Annotated in this window: 25 protein-coding genes and 1 pseudogene; 13 read left to right on the top strand and 13 right to left on the bottom strand. The window is 70.5% G+C overall.

Annotated elements, in window-relative coordinates; all coding sequences use genetic code 11:
* Positions 1 to 139 precede the first annotated feature (139 nt).
* Positions 140 to 1,546, bottom strand: coding sequence for an aldehyde dehydrogenase family protein (locus tag AABM36_RS02890; protein WP_423447291.1), 1,407 nt, complete (start codon positions 1,544 to 1,546; stop codon positions 140 to 142).
* A 163-nt stretch (positions 1,547 to 1,709) separates the two neighbouring features.
* On the opposite strand from AABM36_RS02890, the gene AABM36_RS02885 reads away from it, so the two are divergent.
* Positions 1,710 to 3,230, top strand: coding sequence for an APC family permease (locus AABM36_RS02885; protein WP_423447289.1), 1,521 nt, complete (start codon positions 1,710 to 1,712; stop codon positions 3,228 to 3,230).
* Positions 3,231 to 3,423: 193 nt separating this feature from the next.
* Here AABM36_RS02885 and AABM36_RS02880 read toward each other — a convergent pair whose 3' ends face one another.
* Positions 3,424 to 4,422 (bottom strand): helix-turn-helix domain-containing protein, encoded by a 999-nt coding sequence (locus AABM36_RS02880; protein ID WP_423447287.1) that lies wholly within the window; start codon positions 4,420 to 4,422, stop codon positions 3,424 to 3,426.
* A gap of 195 nt (positions 4,423 to 4,617) precedes the next feature.
* Between AABM36_RS02880 and AABM36_RS02875 the strand changes: the two genes are divergently transcribed.
* The gene (locus tag AABM36_RS02875) at positions 4,618 to 5,058 is read left to right on the top strand and encodes a PaaI family thioesterase (protein WP_423447285.1); all 441 of its coding nucleotides are present in this window, start codon (positions 4,618 to 4,620) and stop codon (positions 5,056 to 5,058) included.
* 190 nt (positions 5,059 to 5,248) lie between these two features.
* Here the strand turns inward: AABM36_RS02875 and AABM36_RS02870 are convergent, their stop codons facing one another.
* Genes AABM36_RS02870 through AABM36_RS02860 form a run of 3 tightly spaced genes read right to left on the bottom strand, consistent with a single transcriptional unit; the run spans position 5,249 to position 9,162 of the window.
* Entirely contained in the window at positions 5,249 to 6,049 is an 801-nt protein-coding gene (locus AABM36_RS02870; protein ID WP_423447284.1) for an SDR family NAD(P)-dependent oxidoreductase, read from the bottom strand.
* 43 nt (positions 6,050 to 6,092) lie between these two features.
* Positions 6,093 to 7,754 carry an amidohydrolase gene (locus AABM36_RS02865; RefSeq protein WP_423447282.1) on the bottom strand — a complete coding sequence of 554 codons (1,662 nt, stop codon included), beginning with the start codon at positions 7,752 to 7,754 and terminating at the stop codon, positions 6,093 to 6,095.
* A 25-nt stretch (positions 7,755 to 7,779) separates the two neighbouring features.
* On the bottom strand, positions 7,780 to 9,162 hold the full coding sequence (locus AABM36_RS02860; RefSeq protein ID WP_423447280.1) for an MFS transporter: 1,383 nt from the start codon (positions 9,160 to 9,162) through the stop codon (positions 7,780 to 7,782).
* Between the two features lie 303 nt (positions 9,163 to 9,465).
* Here AABM36_RS02860 and AABM36_RS02855 point away from each other — a divergent pair, with 303 nt between their 5' ends.
* Both AABM36_RS02855 and AABM36_RS02850 read left to right on the top strand, forming a co-directional pair.
* On the top strand, positions 9,466 to 9,657 hold the full coding sequence (locus tag AABM36_RS02855; RefSeq protein WP_423447278.1) for a hypothetical protein: 192 nt from the start codon (positions 9,466 to 9,468) through the stop codon (positions 9,655 to 9,657).
* Between the two features lie 3 nt (positions 9,658 to 9,660).
* Complete coding sequence (locus AABM36_RS02850; RefSeq protein ID WP_423447276.1) at positions 9,661 to 9,837, top strand: hypothetical protein; 177 nt, start codon at positions 9,661 to 9,663, stop codon at positions 9,835 to 9,837.
* Here the strand turns inward: AABM36_RS02850 and AABM36_RS02845 are convergent.
* The 3 genes from AABM36_RS02845 to AABM36_RS02835 all read right to left on the bottom strand — a co-directional run bounded on the left by AABM36_RS02845 (position 9,834) and on the right by AABM36_RS02835 (position 12,997).
* Positions 9,834 to 11,567: a choline/carnitine O-acyltransferase gene (locus AABM36_RS02845; protein ID WP_423447274.1), complete on the bottom strand. Its 1,734-nt coding sequence runs from the start codon at positions 11,565 to 11,567 to the stop codon at positions 9,834 to 9,836. The genes AABM36_RS02850 and AABM36_RS02845 overlap by 4 nt on opposite strands.
* A complete protein-coding gene (locus AABM36_RS02840) occupies positions 11,564 to 12,214 on the bottom strand; it encodes a TetR/AcrR family transcriptional regulator (protein ID WP_423447273.1) in 651 nt (216 codons plus the stop codon). The genes AABM36_RS02845 and AABM36_RS02840 overlap by 4 nt, the downstream gene beginning before the upstream one ends.
* Before the next feature lie 114 nt (positions 12,215 to 12,328).
* A complete protein-coding gene (locus AABM36_RS02835; protein WP_423447271.1) occupies positions 12,329 to 12,997 on the bottom strand; it encodes a DedA family protein in 669 nt (222 codons plus the stop codon).
* 104 nt (positions 12,998 to 13,101) lie between these two features.
* Between AABM36_RS02835 and AABM36_RS02830 the strand changes: the two genes are divergently transcribed.
* The 7 genes from AABM36_RS02830 to AABM36_RS02800 all read left to right on the top strand — a co-directional run bounded on the left by AABM36_RS02830 (position 13,102) and on the right by AABM36_RS02800 (position 18,327).
* Positions 13,102 to 13,551, top strand: a complete 450-nt coding sequence (locus tag AABM36_RS02830) for a pyrimidine dimer DNA glycosylase/endonuclease V (protein WP_423447269.1) — start codon at positions 13,102 to 13,104, stop codon at positions 13,549 to 13,551.
* Positions 13,548 to 14,330 (top strand): alpha/beta hydrolase, encoded by a 783-nt coding sequence (locus AABM36_RS02825; RefSeq protein WP_423447267.1) that lies wholly within the window; start codon positions 13,548 to 13,550, stop codon positions 14,328 to 14,330. The genes AABM36_RS02830 and AABM36_RS02825 overlap by 4 nt, the downstream gene beginning before the upstream one ends.
* Positions 14,331 to 14,452: 122 nt before the next feature.
* The gene (locus AABM36_RS02820; RefSeq protein WP_423447265.1) at positions 14,453 to 14,956 is read left to right on the top strand and encodes a TspO/MBR family protein; all 504 of its coding nucleotides are present in this window, start codon (positions 14,453 to 14,455) and stop codon (positions 14,954 to 14,956) included.
* A 64-nt stretch (positions 14,957 to 15,020) separates the two neighbouring features.
* Positions 15,021 to 16,001: a DNA-3-methyladenine glycosylase family protein gene (locus AABM36_RS02815; protein ID WP_423447263.1), complete on the top strand. Its 981-nt coding sequence runs from the start codon at positions 15,021 to 15,023 to the stop codon at positions 15,999 to 16,001.
* Positions 15,998 to 16,501, top strand: coding sequence for a methylated-DNA--[protein]-cysteine S-methyltransferase (locus AABM36_RS02810; RefSeq protein ID WP_423447261.1), 504 nt, complete (start codon positions 15,998 to 16,000; stop codon positions 16,499 to 16,501). Before AABM36_RS02815 ends, AABM36_RS02810 begins: the two co-directional genes overlap by 4 nt.
* 294 nt (positions 16,502 to 16,795) lie before the next feature.
* Positions 16,796 to 17,578: a glycosyltransferase family A protein gene (locus AABM36_RS02805; RefSeq protein ID WP_423447259.1), complete on the top strand. Its 783-nt coding sequence runs from the start codon at positions 16,796 to 16,798 to the stop codon at positions 17,576 to 17,578.
* Between the two features lie 236 nt (positions 17,579 to 17,814).
* Positions 17,815 to 18,327: a hypothetical protein gene (locus AABM36_RS02800; RefSeq protein ID WP_423447257.1), complete on the top strand. Its 513-nt coding sequence runs from the start codon at positions 17,815 to 17,817 to the stop codon at positions 18,325 to 18,327.
* A gap of 116 nt (positions 18,328 to 18,443) precedes the next feature.
* Here the strand turns inward: AABM36_RS02800 and AABM36_RS02795 are convergent, their stop codons facing one another.
* On the bottom strand, positions 18,444 to 18,905 hold the full coding sequence (locus AABM36_RS02795; RefSeq protein WP_271074074.1) for a DoxX family protein: 462 nt from the start codon (positions 18,903 to 18,905) through the stop codon (positions 18,444 to 18,446).
* 501 nt (positions 18,906 to 19,406) lie between these two features.
* Between AABM36_RS02795 and AABM36_RS02790 the strand changes: the two are divergent.
* A pseudogene (locus AABM36_RS02790) lies at positions 19,407 to 19,838 on the top strand (integrase core domain-containing protein); the annotation flags it as partial.
* Between the two features lie 431 nt (positions 19,839 to 20,269).
* On the opposite strand, the gene AABM36_RS02785 reads toward AABM36_RS02790, so the two are convergent.
* The 3 genes from AABM36_RS02785 to AABM36_RS02775 all read right to left on the bottom strand — a co-directional run bounded on the left by AABM36_RS02785 (position 20,270) and on the right by AABM36_RS02775 (position 22,570).
* A complete protein-coding gene (locus tag AABM36_RS02785; protein ID WP_271073712.1) occupies positions 20,270 to 21,304 on the bottom strand; it encodes an ImmA/IrrE family metallo-endopeptidase in 1,035 nt (344 codons plus the stop codon).
* Position 21,305: 1 nt separating this feature from the next.
* A complete protein-coding gene (locus tag AABM36_RS02780; RefSeq protein ID WP_271073713.1) occupies positions 21,306 to 22,070 on the bottom strand; it encodes a hypothetical protein in 765 nt (254 codons plus the stop codon).
* Positions 22,071 to 22,183: 113 nt separating this feature from the next.
* The gene (locus AABM36_RS02775) at positions 22,184 to 22,570 is read right to left on the bottom strand and encodes a hypothetical protein (protein WP_271073714.1); all 387 of its coding nucleotides are present in this window, start codon (positions 22,568 to 22,570) and stop codon (positions 22,184 to 22,186) included.
* A gap of 129 nt (positions 22,571 to 22,699) precedes the next feature.
* Between AABM36_RS02775 and AABM36_RS02770 the strand changes: the two genes are divergently transcribed.
* Positions 22,700 to 23,158 (top strand): hypothetical protein, encoded by a 459-nt coding sequence (locus AABM36_RS02770; protein ID WP_271073715.1) that lies wholly within the window; start codon positions 22,700 to 22,702, stop codon positions 23,156 to 23,158.
* Between the two features lie 180 nt (positions 23,159 to 23,338).
* On the opposite strand, the gene AABM36_RS02765 is transcribed toward AABM36_RS02770, so the two are convergent.
* Positions 23,339 to 23,668 (bottom strand): helix-turn-helix domain-containing protein, encoded by a 330-nt coding sequence (locus tag AABM36_RS02765; RefSeq protein WP_271073716.1) that lies wholly within the window; start codon positions 23,666 to 23,668, stop codon positions 23,339 to 23,341.
* Positions 23,669 to 23,672: the final 4 nt, after the last annotated feature.

Genomic DNA, 23,672 nt, shown 5'->3' with positions numbered 1-23,672 from the left:
CCCACCCACGACCACGCCGGCGCGCCCCGCGAGCGGGCGGCGCCGTTCTGGCGTGCGGCAGCTGCTGGAACGCCGGGCGGGGATCCGCCGTGACCGTGCGGGTGCCCCGCCCTGTCCGGGGCCCCCGCACGCGCGGGTCTCAGCGGGAGATCACCTTGCTCGCCGCCACGGACTTGAGGCCCTCCACGCCGAACTCCAGGCCGAAGCCGGACTTCTTGATGCCGCCGAAGGGGATGCGCGGGTCCACCGCGCCGTGCTTGTTGATCCACACTGTGCCGGCCTCGAGGCGCTGGGCCACGGCCATGGCGTTCTCCGTGCTGGAGCTCCACACGGACGCCCCGAGCCCCACGTCCAGCCCGTTGGCCATGGCCACGGCCTCGTCCACGTCCGAGTACTTGACGATGGGCAGCGCCGGACCGAACTGCTCCTGGGTCACCAGCGGGTTGTCGTTGGGCAGGTCCGCGATGATCGTGGTGGGGTAGAAGTACCCGGGCTGATCGGCCACCGGGTCCCCGCCCAGGAGCACGCGACCGCCGCCGCTCTTGGCGTCCTCCACGAGCCCGGCCACGATGTCGTACTGCTGCTTGTTCTGCAGCGGGCCCAGCACGTTCTGCTCCTCGCGGCCGTTGCCCATGGGCATCTGGCGGGCCACGGCCACGAGCGCCTCGCACACGTCCTCGTAGACGTCCTCGTGCACGTACAGCCGCTTGAGCGCCGCGCACGTCTGCCCGGTGTTGATGAACGCGCCCCAGAAAAGGTCCCCGGCAACGGCCTGGGCGTCCACGTCCGGGAGCACGACGCCGGCGTCGTTGCCTCCCAGCTCCAGGGTCAGGCGGGCTAGGCCGTCCGCCGCGGAGCGCATGATCGCCTGGCCGGTCTTGGTGGAGCCGGTGAACATGATCTTGTCCACGTCCTCGTGGGTGGACAGCGCCTTGCCCACCTCCCCGCCGCCGGGAACCACGCGCAGGACGTCAGCGGGCAGCGCCTGGTTGAGCACGTGCACCAGGCCCAGCACGGACAGCGGCGTGTACTCGGAGGGCTTGACCACCACGGTGTTGCCCATGCGCAGCGAGGCCGCGACCTGCCACACGGTGATCATCATGGGCCAGTTCCACGGCCCGATGGCACCCACGACGCCGAGCGGCACGTACTGCATCTCCGCGTACCCGGACTCGTCGTCCACGAGCACCTCGGGCTCCAGCGGGAAGTCCGCGCTGGCGCGCAGCCACCCCACGCAGCCGCCCACCTCGAACGCCGCGTTCGGACCGTTCTTCACGGGCTTGCCCTGCTCGCAGGACAGCAGTTCGGCGAGCGCCTCGGCGTTCGCCTCGACGGCGTCCGCCGCTTTGTGCAGGTACTCGGAGCGCTTGGCGTGACCCAGCCCCGCCCAGTCCGGCTGGGCCGCGCGGGCTGCGGCCACGGCGTCGTCGAGCTCGGCGGTGGTGGACTCGTGGACGGTGCCGACCACCTCACCGGTGGCGGGGTCCAGGATCTCGCGGCCGGACGGATCGGTGATGGCCGAGAGCAGGTCTTGGCAGGTGTTCACAGTGACTCCTCGTGGCGGTGGACGGGCCGCGCGGGTGAGCGTGGCCGACTGGTGCCATTGTGCCGTGGATCACGTCATGGTGCGGCGGGGGAACGGTGTCCGGCAGTCCAGGACAACTGCCGCACACTGAGCGACAACACGGGCGACTGTGACGCACAACACAATGAGGGAAACGATCCGCCCACCCCTGGAGGCCACCGTGTCCCGACCCACCACCCTGGCGAGACGCCACCTGTCCACCACCGCGCTGGTGTTCATGATCATCGCCGCGTCCGCACCGCTCACCGTGCTCGCCGGCGGGGTGCCCACCACGTTCGCGGTCTCCGGGATCCTGGGCGTGCCCGTGAGCTACCTGGCGCTCGGCGTGATCATCATGCTCTTCGCGGTGGGATACGGCGCCATGAGCGGCCACATCCAGAACGCGGGCGCGTTCTACGCCTACATCACCGAAGGGCTCGGCAACCGGCAGGGCGTGGCCGCGGCCATCCTGGCGCTGGTCTCGTACAACATGATGCAGGTGGGGCTCTACGGGCTGTTCGGCTTCTCCCTGGCCACGCTGCTGTCCACGGTCCTGGGTGTGAGCATCCCGTGGTGGGCGGCCGCCCTGCTGGGCTGGGTGGTCGTGGCCGCCCTGGGCGTGAACAGCGTGGACCTCTCCGCCAAGGTGCTCGGTGTCCTGGTGGCCCTGGAGTTCGTGGTGGTCACCGTGGTGTCCGTGCTGGCCCTGGTGAGCGCCCCCGAGGGGATCTCCACAGAGCCGCTGCAGCCCTCCAGCTTCTTCGCCGGCGGCGTGGGCGTCCTGCTGTCCTTCGGCTTCGCGGCGTTCATGGGCTTCGAGTCCGGCGCCATCTACTCGGAGGAGACCAGGAACCCGCGCCGCACGGTCGCCCGCGCCACCTACATCGCGGTGGGCGTCATCGCCGTCTTCTACGCGGTCTCCGCGTGGGCCCTGGCCGTGGGGGTGGGCCCCTCGCAGATCGTGGCCGCCGCCCAGGAGTTCGGCCCGGACCTCGTGTTCGTGTGGCTCGCCGAGCGCAGCCCGGCCCTCGCGACGGTCGCCAACGTCCTCTTCATCACCTCGCTGCTCGCCGCCCTCGTGGCGTTCCACAACGGCGCCGCCCGCTACTTCTTCGCGCTGGGCCGCACGGGCGTGCTCCCCCGCCGGCTGGGAGGGGTGTCCCCGCGCACGGGCGCCCCGGTGGCGGGCTCCGTGGCGCAGTCGGTGGTGGGGCTGGCGGTCATCGTGGTGTTCGCAATTGCGGGCGCAGGCTCCGAGCTCGGCGAGCTGTTCCCCGTGCTCACGCTGTTCACGTGGCTCACGAACGCCGCCGCGTTCGGGCTGGTGTTCCTGCTTGCCGTGACCTCCGTGGCCGTCCTGGCCTGGTTCGCCCGCGACCACCACGGCCACGGGGTCTGGACGCGGATCGTCGCACCGGCCATCTCCGCCGTCGCACTCGTGGCGGTGGCCGTGCTGGTGCTCTCCAACTTCGACCTGCTGATCGGCGCCGAGGGCTTCTCCCCGCTCGTGGTTGTGATGCCCGGAATCATCATCGGCTCCGGCGTGGTGGGCCTGGTGTGGGGCGAGATCCTGCGCCGAACCCGCCCCGAGGTCTACGCCGCCATGGACAACGTGGACCAGATCCCCGAGTCCCAGGAGATCCCGGTGGTCCCCGAGCGGCAGTGACGCCGGCGCACGACGCCGCTCGGCCGGGTTCGCGGGGCACGCCCGGGGTGTGCCGTGCGCCCGTTGAGGACCCCGTCCCCTTGAGTCGTTGCGCAGTGCACGGCGGTGCCGCGCTCCATGACCGCGTGCTCTCCGCCCGCGCTGCGTCCCCGGGCGGTGCTCTCGGCGAGCGGGCGGCGTCGTGAACCGGGGCTCAGGAGGCGGCGAGCACGCGGCGTCGGTACGCGGAAGGCGTCTCCCCGAACTCGGCCTTGAAGATCTTGCTCACGTGCGCCGGGTCCGTCAGGCCGCAGCGCGCGCTGAGTGTGTGGACGGCCTCCCCGCGGTGCACGGGATCGGCGAGCGCCGCGCGCACCGCGGCCAGCCGGGCGGCCCGGATGTGGGAGGCGACCGTGAGGCCCTGGGCGGCGAAACGGCTGTGCAGCTGCCGCACGGACACGTACAGCGCGCGGGCCACGGACCCCGGAGAGAGCTCCGGGTCCGCAAGATGGTCTGCGATGTACGCCGTGGCCTGCTGCACCAGCAGGTCCCCGGCCTGCTCGGCGGCCGGTTCCACGACCTCCGCGGAGAGCACGCTGACCAGCATGTCCAGCGCGGAGCGCACGAGCTTGATGGCGTGGGGGCCGCGCAGCAGGTCCATGTTCTCGGCCAGGTTGCGGAACATGGGCACCGCCACCCGGCCCAGGCCGTCCTCCTGCCCGATGCGCTGGGCGGTCACCAGGTCCAGCTGGGCGGGGATCAGCTGCACCACCGAGCGCGGGAAGGTCATGATCATGCTGCGCTGGGGGCCGTCGAAGACCAGCTCGTACGGGCGGTAGGCCACGTAGAGCCCCAGACTTCCGGGACTCAGCACGCACTCCCGCCCGTCCTGGCGCAGCTGGGCCTCACCCTCCAGCTGGAGACTCAGCTTGAGGTACTCGCCGGCGTCCCGCTCCACCATCTCTGCGGTGCGGACCACGCGGTGGGCGTTGGTGGTCATGTCGAAGAGGTGGACGTCGTCCAGCTCCACCGTGGTGAGGTCCGCACGGAACTCGCCCTCCACCGGAGCGGTGATCTCCAGGGCTGCGAAGGACGCGTTGATGAGCTCGCGCCACTGGGCCATGGTGAGGTCCCGGCGCTGATCGGACGCGGACCCCGGCCGGTCCGGCCGTGCGTGGCCCACCGGCTGTGCCGGCTCGGTGGAATCTCGCATCTGCGCCCCTCTCCCGTTCCGTGGGAACCGCCGCGGTCGTTTCCCGCATGGTACGCGCCGGACACCCACCCGCCCCGGTGTTGCAACGGGGGCTGTGCAGTGCCCCTAGAGTGTTGTCGTACCGCGCCGCCGCCCGCTCACGGGCGCGGCTCCCCGGGCCTGCACCGCTGCGGCCCCGACGTCCGGAGGACCACCATGTACGCCGATCCCACCGACATGAACGCCATCCGCGAGCTGCTCCACGAGATCCTCCGCAACGATCCGGCCCCGCTGCACCTGGGCATCGACCTGGGCGAGATCGAGCAGGGCAAGGTCAGCATGTCCATGACCGTCTCGGACTTCATGGCCAACGGACACGGCATCTGCCACGGCGGATACCTGTTCACCCTCGCGGACACCACGCTCGCGTACTGCTGCGCCACCGCAGGCGCGCCGATCGTCACGCGCAACGCCGAGATCACGTTCACGGCCCCCGCGCACACCGGCCAGACCGTGACGGCCACGGCCACGCGCCGGGTGAGCTTCGGGAGGAACCAGATCTGCGACGTCGTGCTGGAGGCCGACGGCCGTGTGGTGGCCTACTTCACCGGCCAGGGCACCACCCCGCCGGCCCCGAAGACGCAGGTGCAGGCCTGACGCCAAGCCCCTGAACGACGACGGCCCCGCGGCACCCGTACGGGGTGCCGCGGGGATCGTCGTCCGGGACGGACGCGGGAGAGGCCCGGGGCCGTGCGACCGCCCCGCCCGGTCGCGCCGAAGCCGGCCGAGCGGCGTCGTCCCCCGCAGGTCCCGCCCGTGGGGCCCCCGGCAGGGGCCGGAGCGGAGATCAGACCGCGGACCAGCCGCCGTCCGAGGGCAGGACCACGCCGTTGACGTTCACGCCGTCGTCGCTGGCCAGGAAGCAGATGGAGGAGGCCAGGTGCGCCGCGCTGGCCACCCCCGGCATGTTGGCCTGGACGGTGGCCAGGCGGGCGCCGCCGAACTGGGAGGCGTCGCTGGGGATCTTGATGCCCGTTGCCACGCCACCGGGGGCCACCGCGTTGAAGCGCAGACCGGAGGTGGCGTACATGAACGCCGAGCTGCGGGTCATGCCGACCACGGCGTGCTTGGACGCGGTGTAGGCGATACCCGCGGCGGAACCGCGCAGCCCCGCCTCGGAGGTCAGGTTGACCACGCTGCCGCGGCCGGCCTCGAGCATGAGCGGGACCACCGCGCGGGTCAGGCGCATCATGGCCTCGACGTTCACCGCGAACACGCGCTGCCACGTGGCGTCCGTGACCTCGTGCACCGGGGCGAAGTTGTCCATGATCCCGGCGTTGTTCACCAGGGCGTCGATCCGGCCGTCGCATGCGGCCACGACCTTCTGGGCGGCGTCCTCCTCGGTGAGGTTCGCCGTGACGGGCACCAGGTTCTCCCCGAGCTCCTGCGCGAGGCTCGTCAGGCCATCCTCCGCGAGGTCAACGGCGACCACGCGGCCACCCTCGGCCACCACGCGCATGGCCACGGCACGGCCGATGCCCGATGCCGCTCCGGTCACCACCACGGTCTGGCCGGCGAAGCGCTCTGGGGTGGCCTTCTCCACCCACTCGGCGTTGAGCATCTGGGGCATGGCGGGATTCTCGGACATCACGATCTCCTTCGATCAGCACATCGGCGAACAGTGGGGTGGTTCAGACGGAGTCCGTGCGGTGCACGATCCTCCCGTCGCACACGGTCAGCTCCGCGGTGACGTCCTTGAGCTCCTGGACGTCCACCTCGAAGGGATGACGGTCCAACAGCACCAAGTCTCCCAGGAAGCCCTCCGCAATACAGCCCACCCTGTGCTCCTCGAACGAGGCCTTGGCCGCTTCCACGGTGTACGCGTCCAGGGCCTCGGCCACCGTGATGTTCTGGGCGGTGTCCGTGACCTGCCCGGACACGGACGTGCGGGTCACGCACGCGTAGATGCCGAACCACGGGTTGGCCGTGGTCACAGGGAAGTCCGAATTGCTCGGTGCCGTGATCCCGCGGTCCAGGAACGTGCGCATGGGGTACGTCCGCTCCATCCGCTCCGGCCCGAGGTTCGTGAAGTAGGAGTCCCCGAGCTCGTGGAGGAACGCCGTGGAGGACGCCGCGACGATCCGGCCCTCCACCAGTCGGCGCAGGTCCTCCTCCGTGGGCAGCGCGCAGTGCTCCACCCGGTGGCGACGCCGCGTGACCGCCTTCTCGTAGGCCGCCTCGGGGTCCGCGGTCTCGGCGGCAACCTCATGCCCCGCTCCCTCGATGAGGTCCAGGGCCTGCTCCACGGCGCGCTCCCCGATCCCGTGGATGGCCAGCCGCAGCCCGTTGCGCAGCGCCTGGGCGGCCATGGGGGCGATGTCCGGGGTGTCGTAGTAAAGGATGCCGCGGGAGTCGGTGCCCTCGAACGGCTCCTCCACTGCGGCGGTCCGGCCACCCACGGAGCCGTCCAGGATGAACTTCATGCCCTGGATCCGCACCAGGTCGTCCCCCAACCCGCTGCGGATCCCGGTGCCGATCACCTCGTCGTAGCTTCCGTGGAAGTCACCGAGCTTCAGCGCGAAGTACCACGGCCGGAACCGTGTGGTGAGCTCGCCGTCGTCCTTCAGACGCAGGTAGGTGCCCATCTCCAGGGGCCCGGTGCTCATGTCGTGCACCGTGGTGAGCCCCCATGCCGCGAAGTCCTGCTGGGCCACGCGCATGCCGTCCAGCAGCTCCTCCGCCCCGCTCACCGGCAGGTCCGCGAGCGACATTGCGGTCTCCTGGAGCAGCCCGGTGGGCTCCCCGTTCTCGTCCCGCACGATGCACCCGCCGGAGGGGTCCGGGGTGTCCCGCGTGATGCCCATGCGCTCCAGCGCCGCGGTGTTCACGAGCGCCATGTGAGCGCACGTGCGCTTGAGGTACACCGGGTGCTCCGGGGCGGCCTCGTCCAGGTCCGCGCGGGTGGGCCCGCCGCCGTCCATCCGGTGCTCGTCGTAGCCCCAGCCGATCACCCACTCCCCCGCCTCGGTATCCTGGGCCGCCTCACGGATCGCCGTGACGACGTCGCCCGCTCGCGGTGTGGCGGACGGCCGGCAGTCCGCGTTCAGCGCCAGCCGCGCGTACAGCCCCGGGTGCCCGTGCGTCTCGATGAGCCCCGGCATGAGGTACCGCCCGCCCGCGTCCACCACCGGCGCATCCGGTGCCGTGCGGCGTCGTGCCTCGTCCGAGTCCCCCACGAAGGTGATGACACCGTCCTGGACCACCACCGACTGCGGCTCGGGACGGTACTGCCCCGCGGGTCGGTGCACCACGGCGTTGAGCACGGTGAGGCTGCGGGCGTGCTGTTCTGTCATGTCTGATTCCTCGTTTCCACCGGGGTCACCGGTTCAGCAGGTCTCCGGAGATCTGGTCCACGCTCTGCTCCTCGTCCCGGCGGATGAGCCGGCGGGCTCCGATCGAGGACGCCAGGGAGATGACACCCAGCACCATCAGCAGCAGGGCCGGGCCCGTGGAGCCGCCGCCCGTGACCCCGAGGATCCACGCGGCCAGCGCGGGCATGAACCCGGCGATCACGCCCGCGAAGTTGGCGCACATGGCGATCGCGGAGTAGCGGACCGTGACCGGGAACAGCTGGGTGAGCATCGTGCCCACCGGGGCGTACGGGATGGAGGCGAAGCCGATGCCCAGGATCATCGCGGCGGTGATCCACACGACGTCGCGCGTGTCCACGAGCCAGAAGATGGGGAACGCGAGCACCGTGGCCAGTGCGTAGCCCAGGACCACGACGATGGATGGAGAGGTCCGGTCGGCCAGCTTGCCCGCGACGGTCATGGTGACCAGCTGGGCCACCGCACCCCACGTGATGGCCGTGAGGATCACGGGCGAGGGCAACCCCAGCTCGCCCGTCACGTAGCTGATCATGAACGTGGTGAGTACGAAGAACCCGGCGTTGCCGAAGAGGTACGTGCCCACGCCCAGGATCAGTCGGCCGGGCACGGTCCGCAGGATCTCGACGGCGGGCAGCCCCTCCTTCTCCTGGGGAGCCGCCGCGCGGGCGGCCTGGGCGTCCTTGTAGTCGTCGGTCTCGTCCACACGCAGCCGGATCCACACGCCCACGACCACCAGCAGGATGGAGATGAGGTACGGGATGCGCCAGGCGCCCTCCAGGAACGACTCCCCGGAGACGGCCACCACGGCGGCCACGATCATCGAGGACAGGATGGTGCCGGTGGGAGAACCCAGCTGCACCACCGATCCGTAGAACCCGCGCTTGCCCTCGGGTGCGTTCTCCACGGCCATCAGGGTGGCACCGCCCCACTCGCCGCCCGCGGCCATGCCCTGCACGCACCGCAGGATGGCCAGCAGGATGGGCGCCACGATGCCGGCGGTCTCGAACGTGGGCAGCACCCCGATCAGGGTGGAGGAGACACCCATGGCCACGATCGTGATCGTGAGGATGGTGCGTCGGCCCAGCCGGTCCCCGAAGTGCCCCGCGAGCAGCGCTCCGATGGGCCGTGCGATGAAGCCCACCCCGAACAGCAGGAAGGACTGGATCACCGCGAGGGCGGGATCGTCCCCGCCGAAGAACAGCGGCGCGAACACGATGGAGGAGGTGGTGCCGAACAGGAAGAAGTCGTACCACTCGAGGGAGGTGCCCACGTACGCGCCGATCAGCGCGCGGCGGGCCTTGCGGGGGTCGTGCTTCCGGGCGGTCTGACCGCCCTGCGTGTGGTCCGCGGGACCACCGTGCGTGTGGGACATGGGCACCTCTGGATCGGGGAGGGAAGACCGGCCCGCGGGGTCGCGGGGTCTTCCCAGCAACTATGTGACCCAGCTCGCAGAGCGTCAAATGGTCCACGCACCGCCGCGCACGACGCCGCTCGGGCCGTCCGCGACAGCTCCCGCCCGTGTGCGCCCTGCGTGGCTCGGCCAGGCGGCGTCGTGCCCGGCACCGGCGCCCTGTGGTGCCGCCAGTCGTCGGGGACGAACGGCGCCGCATGTGTCACTTCATCCGGTGGGCTCGAGACGGTTGTGGCGCCGCGCCCCGAGTGGTCGACTGGCACCATGAGTGAAAACAGCATCTGGGAAGCCCTGCAGACCGCCCGCGACAAGGCCAAGGAGCGTGAGGACGAGGAGAAGCAGCGCGTCGAGGACGCGGACAACCACGAGCAGCAGCGCGCGGCGAGTTCTCGCGTGGCCGCCCGCCAGGCCGTCCGGGAGACCCTGGACGACATCCTCGCCGAGCGGGAGGACTGAGCCGTGGCGGGCAGACACACCGCGGACGGGGGCCAGACCGCCAAGGAGCGGACCGTGGGGATGACTCCAGAGCAGGAGCAGGAGTACCTCACGGACGACCGCACCCAGCCACAGCCCGCAGACGGCGGGATCGGCGCCATGACGGACATGCAGGGCCGGGAGCCGGACACCGGCAACTAGCCCCGCAGCGACCCCACGAACCCCCACAGCGTCTGCGCCGCCTCCGTGAGGTGGTGCGCGAAGCCCTCCAGGTCCTCGCTGGTGTCCCTGCGGTAGTTCACGCAGAACTCGTAGCTGTCCGCGCACGTGGTGTAGGTGACGCCGAAGCCCTCGGGTGTGGTGGGGGCGAACGCGTAGCGCACGATCCGGTCCGGCCCGCCGATGGACGTGGTCGAGAGGAAGTCGCGGCGCACCGCCGCGAGCGCCGGGGACTCGAAGAACGCGGAGGTCTCACCGGTGCGCTCGGCCATCATGGCAAGCCCCAGCAGGTGCCGGTCCACCCCGTGGGCGCTCTTGCACGCCTTGACCCAGCCGCGGTGGGCGTCCAGCGCCGCGCGGAAGAGGTCCTCGGTGGCGGTGCCCTCGTGCAGGGCCCGGACGAACGCGGCGGCCTCGGGGGTGACGGGGCGCAGGCACTCGGTGCGCCCGGCCTGGTATTCCCGCATGTCCACGGCCTCGTAGACCCCGCGCACCCGCCCGTACGTGGCGTGCTGGGCGAGCAGCATGATGAGCTGCTGGGCGGCGTCGTCGCTGATCCGGAACGGCAGCTCCGCGCGGTGCGGGCGCGGCACCATTACGCGGTGCACGCCCAGCAGCGCGGCCTCGCTGCGGTAGCTGGCGACCGCCGCCACGAGATCCTCCCGCAGCCCCGGGGCGATGTCCCACGTGAGGGCCTCCGGTGACGGTGCGTCCGGCAGGTGCGCCTCGTCCGGGACCGCGACGTCCTGCAGCTCCCCGGCGACCGCCAGGATCGTGGCGCCGTCCACGGTGCTGTGCTCCACGAGCATCGCGAGCCACTCGTCCTCCAGGCACACCTCGTACGTGATGGGCTTGTACGCCCACGCGTGCCCCACCTCGAACGCCGAGCGCTCCAGGTGCTCCACGACCTCCGCGCGCGCCTCCACCAGGTTGACCACGAACAGCATGCGCGTGATGCGCTCGTAGACCTCCGCGTTGTGCGCGTCCGCGGTCAGCCGCTCCAGCAACGGCGCCGCCGTCCCGCTGCCCAGGTAGGACAGCGCCCCGAACGGCAGCTCGGTCTCGCGCGGCTCGTCCCGTTCGAGCACTCCCCGCAGCCCCTGCGCCACGGTCCGCAGCGGCACCGGCTGACAGCCCTCAGTGGCAATCGGCAGCGCGTACAGCCGCCCGCGGTGGATCACACCGATCTCCGGGACCTCCACCGCGCCGCCGGACGACGACGCCGCGCGGCCCGGTCTGCGGATCTCGTCCCGTTCCGGGAGGGGATGGCGGACTCCCCCGGCCAGGCACTCCCACTGCTCCATGCTCAGGGGGTTGCCGCGCGGGTCCACCTGCTGGGGAGTCTCCCCGCGCACCTGCCGCAGGTGCACCGCGGCCGCGCGGTACACGAGCTCCGCGGCCCGCCCCACACCGGGTGCACCGTAGTCCCCCGCGATCTGGAAGCCCACGCTGGTGGTCAGCGGCAACGGGGTGCGGACTGTGAGGTAGCCGTCCAGCCACTCCCGCGAGAGCCAGCTGCGCCCCTCGGCGTCCTCCGCGCGGGCGAACTCCTCCAGGGCGGTCTGCAGCCGCGGGCCCTCCTGGGATGCGAAGCGCTCGACCTCCCGTTGGGCACACTCCAGGGTCTCCCGGTCCACCAGCGGCTCGGCCGCCGTGAGGAACCGGGACAGCGTCTCGTCCAGCGGTGGCACGGGCAGGGTCTTCGCGCTCATGGGGTCCTTTCGGCGGTGCGGCAGGAGTGGGCCAGGGGCGTGTCCACGCACCACGCGCGCAGCAGGGCGTGGATGTGGCGGTCGTAGGCGGCGTCGGCGTCCTCCCCGTCCGCCACGCCGGGATGGTGCATCTCGATGGCGATCCAGCCGTGGATTCCCGCCCGCACGGACGCCCCGATGTGGGTGACCGGGACCGGGTGGAGGGTGCCCTCGTCGATCCCTGCGCGGATCAGCCGGTACATCAGGCGCGTGGAGGCCTCCGCGAACTCGACGCGCTCCGCGTCCCCCACCATGGGTGTGCCCAGCCAGGGGCGGCCGCGGCCCAGGATCACCTTGTACAGCTCGGGCTTCGCGAGCACCCAGCGGCGGCTCTCCCGCGCCAGGGCGCACAGGTCCTCGAGGGGCCGCCCGGTGGTGAGTGCTCCCTCCTGCGCCCGCAGGTAGTCGGCGAGGGCCTCACGGCGCACCTCGGCGATCAGCGCGTCACGGCTGCCGAACATGGTGTAGATGGCGGTGGTGGAGCATCCGTGCTTGGCCGCCAGCGGCCGGAGGGACACGGACTCCACGCCACCGGACAGGATCTGCTCGGCGGCGTCCCGGATCAGGGCTCGGCGGGTGGTCTCATCGAATTTGCGGGGGCGCGCCACGCTCGCAATGCTACTGGTCAGGCGGGGGTGCGGGAGTTCGGTGACGGACCGGGGCACACCGCCCCGACCACGACGCCGTAGGCCGGCTCACCTGCCGATTCGCGCCGGTACGGGTCAGGAGCCGGAACGCGCCTGCCGGTTGCGGCGGATGCGCTTGAGCACCCACCAGATCACCAGTACGAGGACGACGACCACCACGATGCGCGAGAACACGCTCGCGTACTGCTCCGCGATGTGCCAGTTCTCGCCCAGGTAGAACCCGGCCAGCACGAAGACGGTGTTCCAGATCAAGGACCCCAGACCGCTGAGCAGCACGAAGAGTCCGAACGGCATGCGCTCGATGCCCGCCGGGATGGAGATCAGTGACCGGAAGATGGGGATCATCCGCCCGAAGAACACCGCCTTGCGGCCGTGGCGCTCGAACCACGCCTCGGTGCGGTCCAGGTCGTAGAGGTCCACCAGGGGCATCTTGTCCACCACGATCCGCAGCCGGCGGCGCCCCAGCGCGATGCCGATCCAGTACAGCGCGATGGCGCCCACGATCGAACCCAGGGTGGTCCAGAAGATGGCGCTCGCCACGCTGAATCCGCCCTGGCTCGCGGTGAAACCGGCCAGCGGGAGGATCACCTCGGACGGCAGGGGCGGGAAGAGGTTCTCCAGCGCCACCAGGAAGCCGGCGCCGGGGGCACCGATCGCGTTCATCACGTCCACCACCCACGCCGCAACGCCGGTGAGTTGGGAACCGCTCTCGGCGGTGGCGGCCAGGATGGCAGGCAAGGACATGAAGGTGTTCTCCGCACGTGGTCGTCAGGGGTGGGGCCCATCCTACGGGTGCGGGCTCGGAGCCGGCTTGGAGGTTCCGGGGCGTTGCACGGTTGAATGGTTGCATGCGCCTGTGGACACTTCACCCCTCCCTGCTGGATCGACGCGCCCTCGTGGCGGACTGGCGGGAGGGTCTGCTGGCCCAGAAGGTGCTCCTGGGGCAGACCACGGGCTACACCCGCCACCCGCAGCTGCAGCGCTTCCGCGCCACGAGTGATCCGGTGGGCTTCGTGGCGGCCTACCTGCACGGCGTCGCGGACGAGGCGGACCACCGCGGCTACAGCTTCGACCGCTCCCGCGTGGCGCGCCCCCGGGACACCGAGTCCCGGTCCATCACGGTCACCACGGGCCAGCTGCGCTACGAGTTCGAGTTCCTGCTGCAGAAGGTCCTCGCCCGGGACCCGCAGTGGGCCCGCACCGCCCTGGACGGCACGGATCCCGACGCCGCCCCCGCCCACCCGCTGTTCGCGGTGGTTCCCGGGGAGGTTGCCGAGTGGGAGCGGGTCAAGCCGTGAACGGAGCGTCGGGGCAGGGAGCCGCGCGGCGGCGTCGCCGGATCTCACGGTGGCTCGCGATCACGGCGAGCGTGCTGGCCGGGCTGCTCGCGCTGGCCGTGGTGGGCCTGCTGATCTGGAGCGGAACGGGTGTGATGGCGGCCGAGCCCGGGCCGTGGCAGGGCGTGCTGGACGATCCCGCAATCAGCGTGGCGCAGGAGGACGACGCCGTGGTGCTGCGCCCCGCGCACCACACCGGCCCGGAGCGCGGGATGGTGTTCTACCCCGGGGCCAAGGTGGAGCCGGAGGCCTATGCGGCGCGGCTGTCCGGGCTGGTGGTCGAGGACGGGATGACCGTGGTGATCGCGGACCCGTGGCTGCACCTGGCCCTGTTCGACCGGCGTGATCCGAGCACGTTCACCGACCACGCGCCGGAGGTCGAGGAGTGGTTCGTGAGCGGTCACTCGATGGGCGGGGTGCGGGCGTGCCAGGTGGCCCCGGAGTCCGAGGGGCTGCTGCTGCTCGGCTCCTACTGCGCCACGGACCTCTCGGGGACGCAGCTGCCGGTGCTCAGCATCGGCGGCGAACAGGATGGACTGTCCACGCCGGAGAAGATCTCCGGGGCGCGGGACATGCTGCCAGCGAGCGCCACCATGGTGCAGGTGCCGGGGGCCAGCCACGCGAGCTTCGGGGACTACAGCCCGCAGGCCGGGGACGGCACGGCGAGCATCTCCGACGAGGAGATGACCGCACGGGTGACCGGTCTGGTGCACGAGGAGCTGCTGGGCGCAGAAAGCTGAGGCACGGCGCTCCGACCGTGCGAGCGATTTCCTCGACCTTCTAATTGTTGACGCGTCATCACGGGCTGTGGGACACTGGACATGCCCATTGCCGCACGACCGACATGGACAAGGACACTCCCATGAGCACGCCCGCCGCCGCCCGAACTGTCAGCACCCCGACCCGCGGAGGCCGCTCGTGGCTCTCCCTGATCCCCTTCGTCCTGCTCGTCGCGGCGGTCGCCGCCCTCGGCGGACTGGCTTCCTCCAACGCCCAGGAGGTCTACGGGAACCTGGAGCTGCCGTTCTTCGCCCCGCCCGCGTGGCTGTCCGGGCCCGCCTGGGCCGTGTTCTACACGCTCATCACCGTGGCCGGTTGGCTGGCGTTCCGCGCCCGCGGCTTCTCCTTCCCCCTCTACCTGTGGGGCGTCCAGCTGGTGCTCAACGCCCTGTGGACCCCGCTGTTCTTCGGCGCGGAGATGTACTGGCTCGCGTTCGTGGACATCGCCGCCCTGTGGGTGGCCGTGGTGTGGTGCGTGGCCGCGTTCTGGAAGGTCAGCCGCCTGGCCTCGGGGCTCATGGTCCCGTACCTCGGGTGGGTCACGTTCGCCGCGGCCCTGAACCTGGGGATCGCGCTGCTCAACTGACGCCCCGGACCACGCGTCCGCGGTCCACTGGCGCCCGGCTCCGCACAGTGCGAGTCTGGTGCCCGTGCCCACCGATGACCCCGCCACCGCCGAGCGGTGCCCCGCCGTGCCCACGAGGGACGCGCGCTCCGACGCCGCGAGCGACGTCGGCGAGGTGGACCTCGCCCTGAGCTACCGCGCGCCCCTGGACCTGCACAGTCTGTTCGTGTGGTTTGCGGTGCATGCCGTCGAGGGCATGGAGATCGGGACGGCCACCTCGTACTCCCGGACCCTGCGGCTGCCGGGCGGCCCCGCGTGGCTGCGGGTCTACCGGCAGGGGGCGGACGAGCTGCGGTTGCGCGCCCGGCTCACGGACCTCGCGGATCTGCCCGCCCTGATCGCCCGGGTCCGGAGGCTCTTCGACCTGGATGCCGACCCCCTCGCTGTGGACGCAGCGCTCTCCCGACTACCCGCCTTGCGACCGCTCGTCGCGGCCCGGCCGGGGCTGCGCGTCGTCGGCTCCGTGGACGCGGAGGAGACGCTGTTCCGCACCCTGATCGGCCAGCAGATCTCCCTGGCCGCCGCGCGCACCATGCTCGCCGCCCGCACACGGGAAATGGGCGAACCCGCCCCCGACTTCGCCCCGGGGCTGAGCCACATGTTCCCCACGGCGGCGGCGATCGCGGAGCACGGCGAGCGCTTCCTGCGCGGCCCCGCGGCCAGGGTGCGCGCGGTGCTCGGGGCCGCACGCGCCGTCGCCTCCGGGGAGCTCAGCCTGTCCCCCGGGGACGACGCCGCCCAGCAGCGTGCCGCCCTGATCGCCCTTCCCGGGGTGGGGCCGTGGACCGCGGACCACGTGCGCATGCGGGTCACCGGGGACCCGGACGTGTTCCTGGTGGACGACGGCGCCATGCGGGCCGGTGCCCAGCGGATCGGCCTGCCCGGGGACAGGAAGGCGCTGACCGCGTGGGCGCAGGACGCCGCCCCGTGGCGCAGCTACGCCACCACCCACCTGTGGGGTCCGCTGACCCCACCCGCCACCTTCGACGAGAGCGAGCAGCCATGACCCACACCGTGGAGACCATCGACACCCCGGACGGCCCCTTCACCGCCGTGGCCGGACAGGACGGGGCGGTGATCGCCTCGGGGTGGACCGCGTCCCCCGAGGAGGCGCTCGCCCGGGTGCGCGTGCAGTGGCGCCCGGACGACGTGCGCACCGGAACCGTGGCGGCGATGGACGCGGTGCGGGCCTACTACGAGGGGGAGCACGACCCGGTCACGGCCGTGCCCGTGGACCTGCACGGCACGGACGGGCAGCTCGCGGGGTGGGAGCAGCTGCGGCGGATCAAGCCCGGTGACCCGCTGACGTACACGGAGTTCGCGGACGCCCTGGGCTCCCCGCGGGCGGTGCGGGCTGCGGCGTCGGTGTGCGCCCGCAATCCCGTGGCGCTGTTCGTGCCGTGCCACCGGGTGCTGCGCGCGGACGGCTCCCTGGGCGGCTTCGCGTGGGGTGAGGACGTGAAGCGGAGCCTGCTGGATCGGGAAGCTGCGGCGCGGAGGCACTGAGCCCGCGGGCCAACTGAGCCCGGCGTGTGGCCGGACGGCCGGGGTGCCGGGAATGTTCGGGACACAGCGGGGGCGCGTCCGCCCCGGGGCGCCCGGCCCCCACGCACACGGCACGCGCGACGCCGCTCTCGGCCGACAGCGCCCCACCCCGGTCCCCGCCGCACCGCCGTGCAGCGTGGGGCGCCGTCCGATCAGCCTGGGAGCGCCCGCGGCACTGCCGGGCCGCGTGAGGGCCACAGTACGCCATCCCGCGCCGCCCCCGGAGGTCTCCCGGCGGCGTGACAGACTGGCCCGGTGGAACGGGTGAGTGCGGCGCAGGCCATGACGTGCAGCGTCGTCATCCCCGTGCGCAACGACGCCGCGTACCTCGAGCGCTGCGTGCGGGCCCTGCGGGAGCAGACCCGCGTGCCGGACGAGATCGTGGTGGTGGACAACGCCTCCTCGGACCACCTGGCAGAGGTGCTGGCGCGGTACCCGGAGGTGCGGTGCGTGCGGGAGCCGGAGCCCGGCGTCGCCCACGCGGCCGCCGCCGGGTACGATGCCGCGCGCGGTGACCTGATCCTGCGCTGCGACGCGGACAGCCTGCCCGCTCCGGGGTGGGTAGAGCGGCACGCCACCACGCTGACGCGCGCGCTGGCCCGGCCGCACGGCGCGGACGTGGTGGCGGTCTCCGGGATCGCGCGCTTCGGCCCACGGTTCCCCGCGGCCGGACGGGTCATGGGCGCGGCCTACATCACGGCCTACCGGCTGGTGGCCGGGACCGCTCTGGGGCACTGGGCGCTGTGGGGCTCCAACATGGCGTTCACGCGGTCCTGGTGGCGGCGGGTGTCCTCCACGGTGCACCGCGACGCGCACGTGCACGACGACTTCGACCTCAGCTTCCGCGTGCGGCCCCACGAGCGGGTGGTCATGGACCCGGGCAGTGCCGCCGTGGTCTCGTGGCGGGCGGTGGTCTCACCGCCGCGGATCCGCCGGCAGCTGCGCATGGCCGCGGCCACCCTGCGCGCCAACTGGCGCACCGAGCGGCCGTGGATGCGGATCCGCGCTCGCCTGGCCCACCGGGGAGCCCGCCCGTGACGCCTCGTTCCTCGCCGCGAACCACCTCCCCGCACAACCCCCGGCAGAACGACGCCGCACGGTCGCCCGGGCGCGCCCGTCCCTCGGGAGTGCCGCCTCGCCGGGGCTCGAACCCGGGCTGCGAGCAGGACGGAGCGAAAACGACGTCGTCCTCGGCGCGAGCGGACACAGGCGTTCCGGCCGAAACCGGGGGCACCCTCGCCCGGCGCACGGGGTGGTTGCGCCGAGCGGGTGCGGTGGCGGCGTCGGCCACGTGCTTCACGGCGATCGTGGTGGCCCTGGTCTACGCCCTGGACGCCCGCTGGGTGGACACCGCCGTGCTCATGCTGGCTGGGCTGGGGCAGGTGATCGCGTTCCTGTGGTTCCGCGCGCCGTGGCCGCGGGCGGTGTGCTCCCTGATCCTGCTCACGGCGGCGGTGAGCGCGGCGCAGCAGCTCTACAACCGGATCTGGTGGTGGGACATCCTGATCCACTTCCTCGCGGTCCATGCACTGGTGTGGATGCTCTGGAACCGGGTGCTTCGAGGCAGCGCGCAGCTGCGGAACCGGATGCGGGACGCGCGCCGGGAACCGTACCTGCTGTGCGCGCTGGCCGGGCTGTTCCTCGCCACGGTGTGGGAGGTCATGGAGCTGCTGGGGTTCCTGTTCGTGACCCCGGAGATCCACATCCCGCCGCTGGACACCCTCCTCGACGTGATCGTGGGGGTGCTCGGCGCCGCACTGGTGGGGCGGCACAGGACGCCGCGGTAAGGGCTGTGGCGGCAGGGCAGCGTGAGGGAACCCTCCGAGGAGCCTGCCAGCTGCCCGGCCCGCGGGCCCGCCCGAGCCCACCGGTCGTGGCGCGCCACGGCCGGTGACCCGCGCGATTACTTGCGCCGACCCCGCAGGGCGCCGGTGGACCACAGCGCCGCGGCGATGAGGACGGGCTGGAAGAACAGGCGTACGAAGCGCTTGGTGTCCGTGTCCAGTCCGAAGCCGTCCCGGTGGTGGATCCACTGGGCCAGGTTGCCGGGGAACACCGCGGCAAAGAAGCCGGCGGCGACCAGCCCGACCGTGCGGCGTCGTGACCGGGCGGCGATCAGGGAGGCGCCCAGCGCAATCTCCACCACGCCGGACGCGAGGACGGTGACGTCCGTGTCCAGGGGCACGAAGTTCGGGACCTGGGCCTGGAACTCGTCACGGGCGAAGGTCAGGTGACTGACGCCGGCGAAGGCCAGGAAGCCGCCGAGGGCCGTGCGGACGATGTGGCGGGCGGGGGAGAGCGGGGCGGGGTTCTTCGAGCGTGTGCCGCGGCGCAAATTTCGACGGGAGGTGTGCAGAACATTCATGACGACTCCTTCGTGCTGGCGAACCTGGCGAGTCTCGACCCCCCAAGTGCCGAGACCCGCCACAACCATGGCCGCGCGCAGACGCTGGTGACCCAGAGCCCACGCCAGCGGTCCCTGGCCGCCCGGATGTGCAGCCTGGGGGATCGGCTGCTGCGGTGAGCGGTCTTGACAGAGCATAGTTGTGTGCGTTTTTGTTGTCCACAACTCAATTGCTGGGGCAGTCTGATGGGGTTTCGCTCGACGCTGACCGGAAATGGCGTGTCCCTTGCAGTTGACCCCTCTGGAACGAGGACACAGTTTCACGGTCAGGTTCAGCAGCTATTGAGGGGCTTACCCCCGCAGGCGCGGGGAGAACATCACCTCCGCTCTCCGTCGTCCTGACGCGGAAGGCTCATCGCCGCAGGCGCGGGGAGCACCTCGCCCCATTACCTTGTGAGTGCCTCCGATGGTCGGGGGTCTGATCGCTCGGCCGGGTATGGCTTTGTTGCCCTGCCGTTGATGGTCCTGGGCTGGGCAGTCTCCTCCTCGCTGCACACCGTGGGGTTGCCGTTACTCGCTCTGGAACATGCCCTGCTGAACCCGGGTGCCAGCCGCGGCAGGCAGGGCCTGATACACCACAGCGACCGGGGTAGCCAGTACGTCAGTCTGGCTTACTGGGATGCGCTGATCGCCGCCGGCGTGAGCGCCTCGGTAGGCACCGTCGGGGATTCCTACGACAACGCCTTGGCCGAGACGGTCAACGGACCCTACGAAGCCGAACTCATCCACGCGAAACGGGTCTGGGAGTCCACCGAGGCGGTGGAACTGGCCACGATGGGCTGGGTCCACTGGTGGAACACGACCCGGTTGCACGAGGCCCTCGGGTACACCACTCCGGTCGAGACGGAAACGGCCTACACTCACGATCACGACGCAGCACCTGTTGCGTTATAACCACGGAACAAAACCCAGGGCGCTTCAGAGCCTGATTGATCGGGTCCGATCCCGAGAGGCCACCGGGGCGGTAGTCCCGCTTCACCCATTCGACACCGGTCCGGGCAGGCTCACGCTGGTAGAGCTGTCTGACCCGCGCACCCTCCCGCCCGCGAAGCTGCTGCATGGTCAGAGCGGATGCGTCCTCACCAGGAAACCGGTATTCGTACATTCGCCGTGCGATGGACAATCTTTGCCGCTGATTGGCAAATGCCCTCGCCGGAGCCTCCAGGAGTCGGCTCGACCGGGCTAAGGGCCAACCAGCCGCATACCATCGAACACCACTCGTGAAGTTTCCACACCTCTCTGACCTGCGAAAACGCTTCTAGTCCGGTAGGGCTAGATCCCTAAGGATTGGGCATTTTTGTCCATGCCCCGCGCAACCCAGGTGCTCAACAGTCCTCGTGGACCGTCAGCCCCCTCCCGACTTCGACCAAGGAGAGCGCCAAGAAGCAGCGCTCGCAGACCACGGCCTGGGAGTTCAAGCACTCACACCCCCGACACTCGGGGCACTTCCAGTCCCCACAGGTGGCGCACTGCCCGGATGAGGTGTCCGCCGCGAAGCACTCCCCGCACGCGGCACACTCCACACGCCCGTCCGAACTCAGGCGGCTACGACGGTCGCGGCGTGTGGACGTCGCGACGGCGATCACGAGGCCCTCGTGGAGTGCGACGTCGATCCGGACGTCCGTGTCGGCCCAGCCCGTCGAGTAGCGGATGCCTTCTCCGCCGACGAGGGTGTGATGACCGTCTGTCAGGGCCCGTTCCGCTGCCGTCGCGAGGGAAGGCTGCGTGATCCGCTTGCCCGGGGTGTAGGGCTTGCCGTTCGAGTCGGCGTACCAGATGCGTCCCTCGACATCAGCCAGCATGACCAGCCGCTCCCCCGGCAGGTTGAGGGCAGAGATGCAACAGGTGGTCGCGGACGCTTCCGTCAAGGCCACCATCCGACAGAGACCGGCTGCGGTCACGCCTGCACCGAGGTGTTCTTGCACTACTGCGTCGGGGACAAGCAATGTGGCGGCGAAATCGTTGACGATCTTCTCCTCCACCATCCGCGCCTTGTCCCCCAAGGTCGGGAGCACCCGGTATTGCCAGTCCTCGTCGCCGTAGAGAAGGTGGTGCCCTACCTCGTGCAGGGCGGTGAAATTGTTGCGCTTTTCGTTCCCGAGACGACGCAGGGTGATCGTAGGCGGCTCGCTATCGCCGTCGTAGACGCCACCCAAGTCGCAAGCGCCCTTCGGGCGCTCGTGGGTCCAGCGGACCTCTACGTCGGGCACGAGCGCGAGCGCACCTTGTGGATCGGTGCTGGCGAGTGCCGCTACGTGCGGATACGAGGCGCTCAGTACCTCGCGCAGGTGAGTGCTTGCCTGTGAGACCAGTGTCTGGCTGGACCACTCGGCGGCGCTACGCCCGTCCGGGAGTGACATCTCACCGTGTCTCTTCCAAGAGTTGCTTCAGCGCGAACTGTACGCGCGCCTGGGCGGCTTCGGAAGGCTCAGCGTGCGTAACCTGCCGAGCAGCCTGAAGCGAGCGCTCCCACAGGGAGGTTCGAGCCCGCTGCTCCGTCCCCCCCATCTGCCCCATCAAGGTCACCACATCGTGCTTGTAGGTCGGCAGGGCGATCACTTGGGCACCGTCGTCCGCGACCGGGGTGAGTACGTCTTCTGGCCCAAGGTCCGGAGGCAGTAGGCCCAGCACGGTGTCGACCTCCTCCTGCGTCGGTACTTTCACCCCACGGACGAGTGCTGAGGCACGCCCCGGCTTGACGGCCCAGACCTCCGCGAGGTGCTCAACATCAAGGCCGCGCTCTTCGAGCAACTCTTGGCTGAAGACACCAACCCCGGGTCTGGCGCTTGGCCAAGCCCAGTCCCCGAGGTCCCATGCCTGCCAGCACACCGCCTCGAACGCGGCCTCGGCCTCAGGGCTCTCGATCGAAGGGCACCATGAGACCTCGGCTCCTGTCTCGCCCTCAGTCACCGCCCAACGGATCTCGCGCGTCGTGCGGTCATCCAAGACACGGCCCAGCCGCCGATCAAGGGCTGCCATGGAGAGCCCGAACTCGGCATCGGGCCAGCCGACCATGCTGCCGAGGCCCGGGATGTCGACCGTGAAGGCGGGTGCCGCCGCGTCGCCTGAGGGGTTTGTCAGAGGCCATGCAAGGATGTGCATCTGCCTGGTGGCTGCGACGAGCACGAGTCCTCGGTCCTGACCGTCCGCGCTCACCACCCACGCATCTCCTACGCCCGGACGCGGCTCACCGCCCGTTGCGGGCAACCGCAACGGGGAACCCAAAGCATCCATCAACATCAGAAGTTCTTCCGTCCAAGCCTGAGCGTCGCTGCCCAGAACGACCCCAGTGCGCCAGCTTCGTCTTCGGGCAACCTTCCAAGGTAGCGGCAGAGGGCCTCATCGGCCAAAGCCGACCGGGGCACAGGGCGCTGGTTCACGTCGGTCCAGTAGCCGTCCTTGGTCAGGCCGATGGCGTCGTTCTTGGCAGATTTCAAGGTGCGGGCACCCTTGCCTGGGTGCGTGGTCCGCGTCAGCGTGTGCACGGCCCGCTTGCTGATCTCGACCACGCCGGACAGACGCCCGTTCGAGCCATGCTTGTCGCCGTTGGCCGACATCTTGGGCGAGACTCGATAGACGTCCCCGCACTCTGGGTCAGTCTTCGTTCCCCCGGTCATGAACGCCATTTAACCAGATATCACCGGCACACGCGCTAGGGACACTCCCCCGGGCTAATTGTCACTCCGCCTGGCTACAGTCCAGGCGTATGAGAGGGCCAACCACCGACGCAAGTCTGTCCGCCCACACGTCCCAGCGTGGGCGCTGCCGTGGAGAAGTGCCACCGCATCAACAAGCGCGCGCTCGACATGCATGGGCATGCAATCGTTGGGTCGCCCCACGGGGTAGTACTGAGCGCGCGTCTCGTCTGCCTCTCGGTTTGCAATCCGGTAGGACGCAAGCACGGTGCCGTCTTCATGCACCCCCTTCGCGTAGACCTCGGGCGCTTCTGTCCCTCGCATGGTCCATCGGCGCAGTCCCTTGCGAACATCGCCATAGCACCAGCCATTCTGCTTGGCGAGGAGGCTCCCCGTGAAGGTCTGGTGGAAGAGGTTCCTCCCAGCATGGGTATCTATCGGAGTGGAATCCCTGAGCGGCCCGAAGGGAACTGCTGCGGCTACAAGGGCAACGCCTTCCGTGGAGTCAAGAGGAAGGGCGGCCTTCTCGAAAAGCGACTGCAAGTGGCGCTCACGATCCTCGTTCTGGTGGAACCGTGAGCGGAAGGCGTGCTCGATCTCTCGATCACTCAGGAACACGGTGTGAGGTCCGTTCCTGCGGGGAGCGACGAGGGCGCTCTGCCCCTTCCGTGCGAATTGCGGCACCTCTCGTGAGGCGGGCACGCGCAGCAGGACGACATTACCGCCGTCCCCTCCGGCTGGGATGAACTCGTATCCCCGTCACTGGCGGACCAGTACGAGCGTAGGCAACCTGCCTGATCTTCTGCTCAGCGACGGCATTCCAGGCGATGGAGTGATCTCAGCAGCGGCAGATATCGCCCTATCCTCTGCAACACCAAGGACGATCCATCCACCCCCGCTATTGGCCATTGCCGCGATGTCCTTCGCTACCTCGTCCTGCCACTGAGGATTTCGGGAATCAAGGTAGTCGCACTGCTTCCAGTCGAGATCGACTGCTTCCTCCACCTTCTGCTCGACAGCACACTCGATGAGGTCCCAAGTGATGTCGCCCGGCTTCAGTCCAAGGGCCCGATGGATCGGGGTGAACATCTGC

Origin of the sequence: Kocuria sp. KSNUG, from assembly GCF_049532735.1 — a bacterium.
GTDB lineage: Bacteria > Actinomycetota > Actinomycetes > Actinomycetales > Micrococcaceae > Kocuria > Kocuria rhizophila.
Note: the sequence above shows the minus strand (reverse complement) of the source record. Positions and strands in the feature narration are given on the sequence as shown.

Excerpts from the sequence above, each read along its gene's own strand:
- AABM36_RS02885 (WP_423447289.1), top strand. The coding sequence starts at position 1,710 with ATGAGGGAAACGATCCGCCCACCCCTGGAGGCCACCGTGTCCCGACCC.
- AABM36_RS02880 (WP_423447287.1), bottom strand. The coding sequence starts at position 4,422 with ATGCGAGATTCCACCGAGCCGGCACAGCCGGTGGGCCACGCACGGCCG.
- AABM36_RS02875 (WP_423447285.1), top strand. The coding sequence starts at position 4,618 with ATGTACGCCGATCCCACCGACATGAACGCCATCCGCGAGCTGCTCCAC.
- AABM36_RS02870 (WP_423447284.1), bottom strand. The coding sequence starts at position 6,049 with ATGTCCGAGAATCCCGCCATGCCCCAGATGCTCAACGCCGAGTGGGTG.
- AABM36_RS02865 (WP_423447282.1), bottom strand. The coding sequence starts at position 7,754 with ATGACAGAACAGCACGCCCGCAGCCTCACCGTGCTCAACGCCGTGGTG.
- AABM36_RS02860 (WP_423447280.1), bottom strand. The coding sequence starts at position 9,162 with ATGTCCCACACGCACGGTGGTCCCGCGGACCACACGCAGGGCGGTCAG.
- AABM36_RS02855 (WP_423447278.1), top strand. The coding sequence starts at position 9,466 with ATGAGTGAAAACAGCATCTGGGAAGCCCTGCAGACCGCCCGCGACAAG.
- AABM36_RS02845 (WP_423447274.1), bottom strand. The coding sequence starts at position 11,567 with ATGAGCGCGAAGACCCTGCCCGTGCCACCGCTGGACGAGACGCTGTCC.
- AABM36_RS02835 (WP_423447271.1), bottom strand. The coding sequence starts at position 12,997 with ATGTCCTTGCCTGCCATCCTGGCCGCCACCGCCGAGAGCGGTTCCCAA.
- AABM36_RS02830 (WP_423447269.1), top strand. The coding sequence starts at position 13,102 with ATGCGCCTGTGGACACTTCACCCCTCCCTGCTGGATCGACGCGCCCTC.
- AABM36_RS02820 (WP_423447265.1), top strand. The coding sequence starts at position 14,453 with ATGAGCACGCCCGCCGCCGCCCGAACTGTCAGCACCCCGACCCGCGGA.
- AABM36_RS02810 (WP_423447261.1), top strand. The coding sequence starts at position 15,998 with ATGACCCACACCGTGGAGACCATCGACACCCCGGACGGCCCCTTCACC.
- AABM36_RS02795 (WP_271074074.1), bottom strand. The coding sequence starts at position 18,905 with ATGAATGTTCTGCACACCTCCCGTCGAAATTTGCGCCGCGGCACACGC.
- AABM36_RS02785 (WP_271073712.1), bottom strand. The coding sequence starts at position 21,304 with ATGTCACTCCCGGACGGGCGTAGCGCCGCCGAGTGGTCCAGCCAGACA.
- AABM36_RS02775 (WP_271073714.1), bottom strand. The coding sequence starts at position 22,570 with ATGGCGTTCATGACCGGGGGAACGAAGACTGACCCAGAGTGCGGGGAC.
- AABM36_RS02765 (WP_271073716.1), bottom strand. The coding sequence starts at position 23,668 with ATGTTCACCCCGATCCATCGGGCCCTTGGACTGAAGCCGGGCGACATC.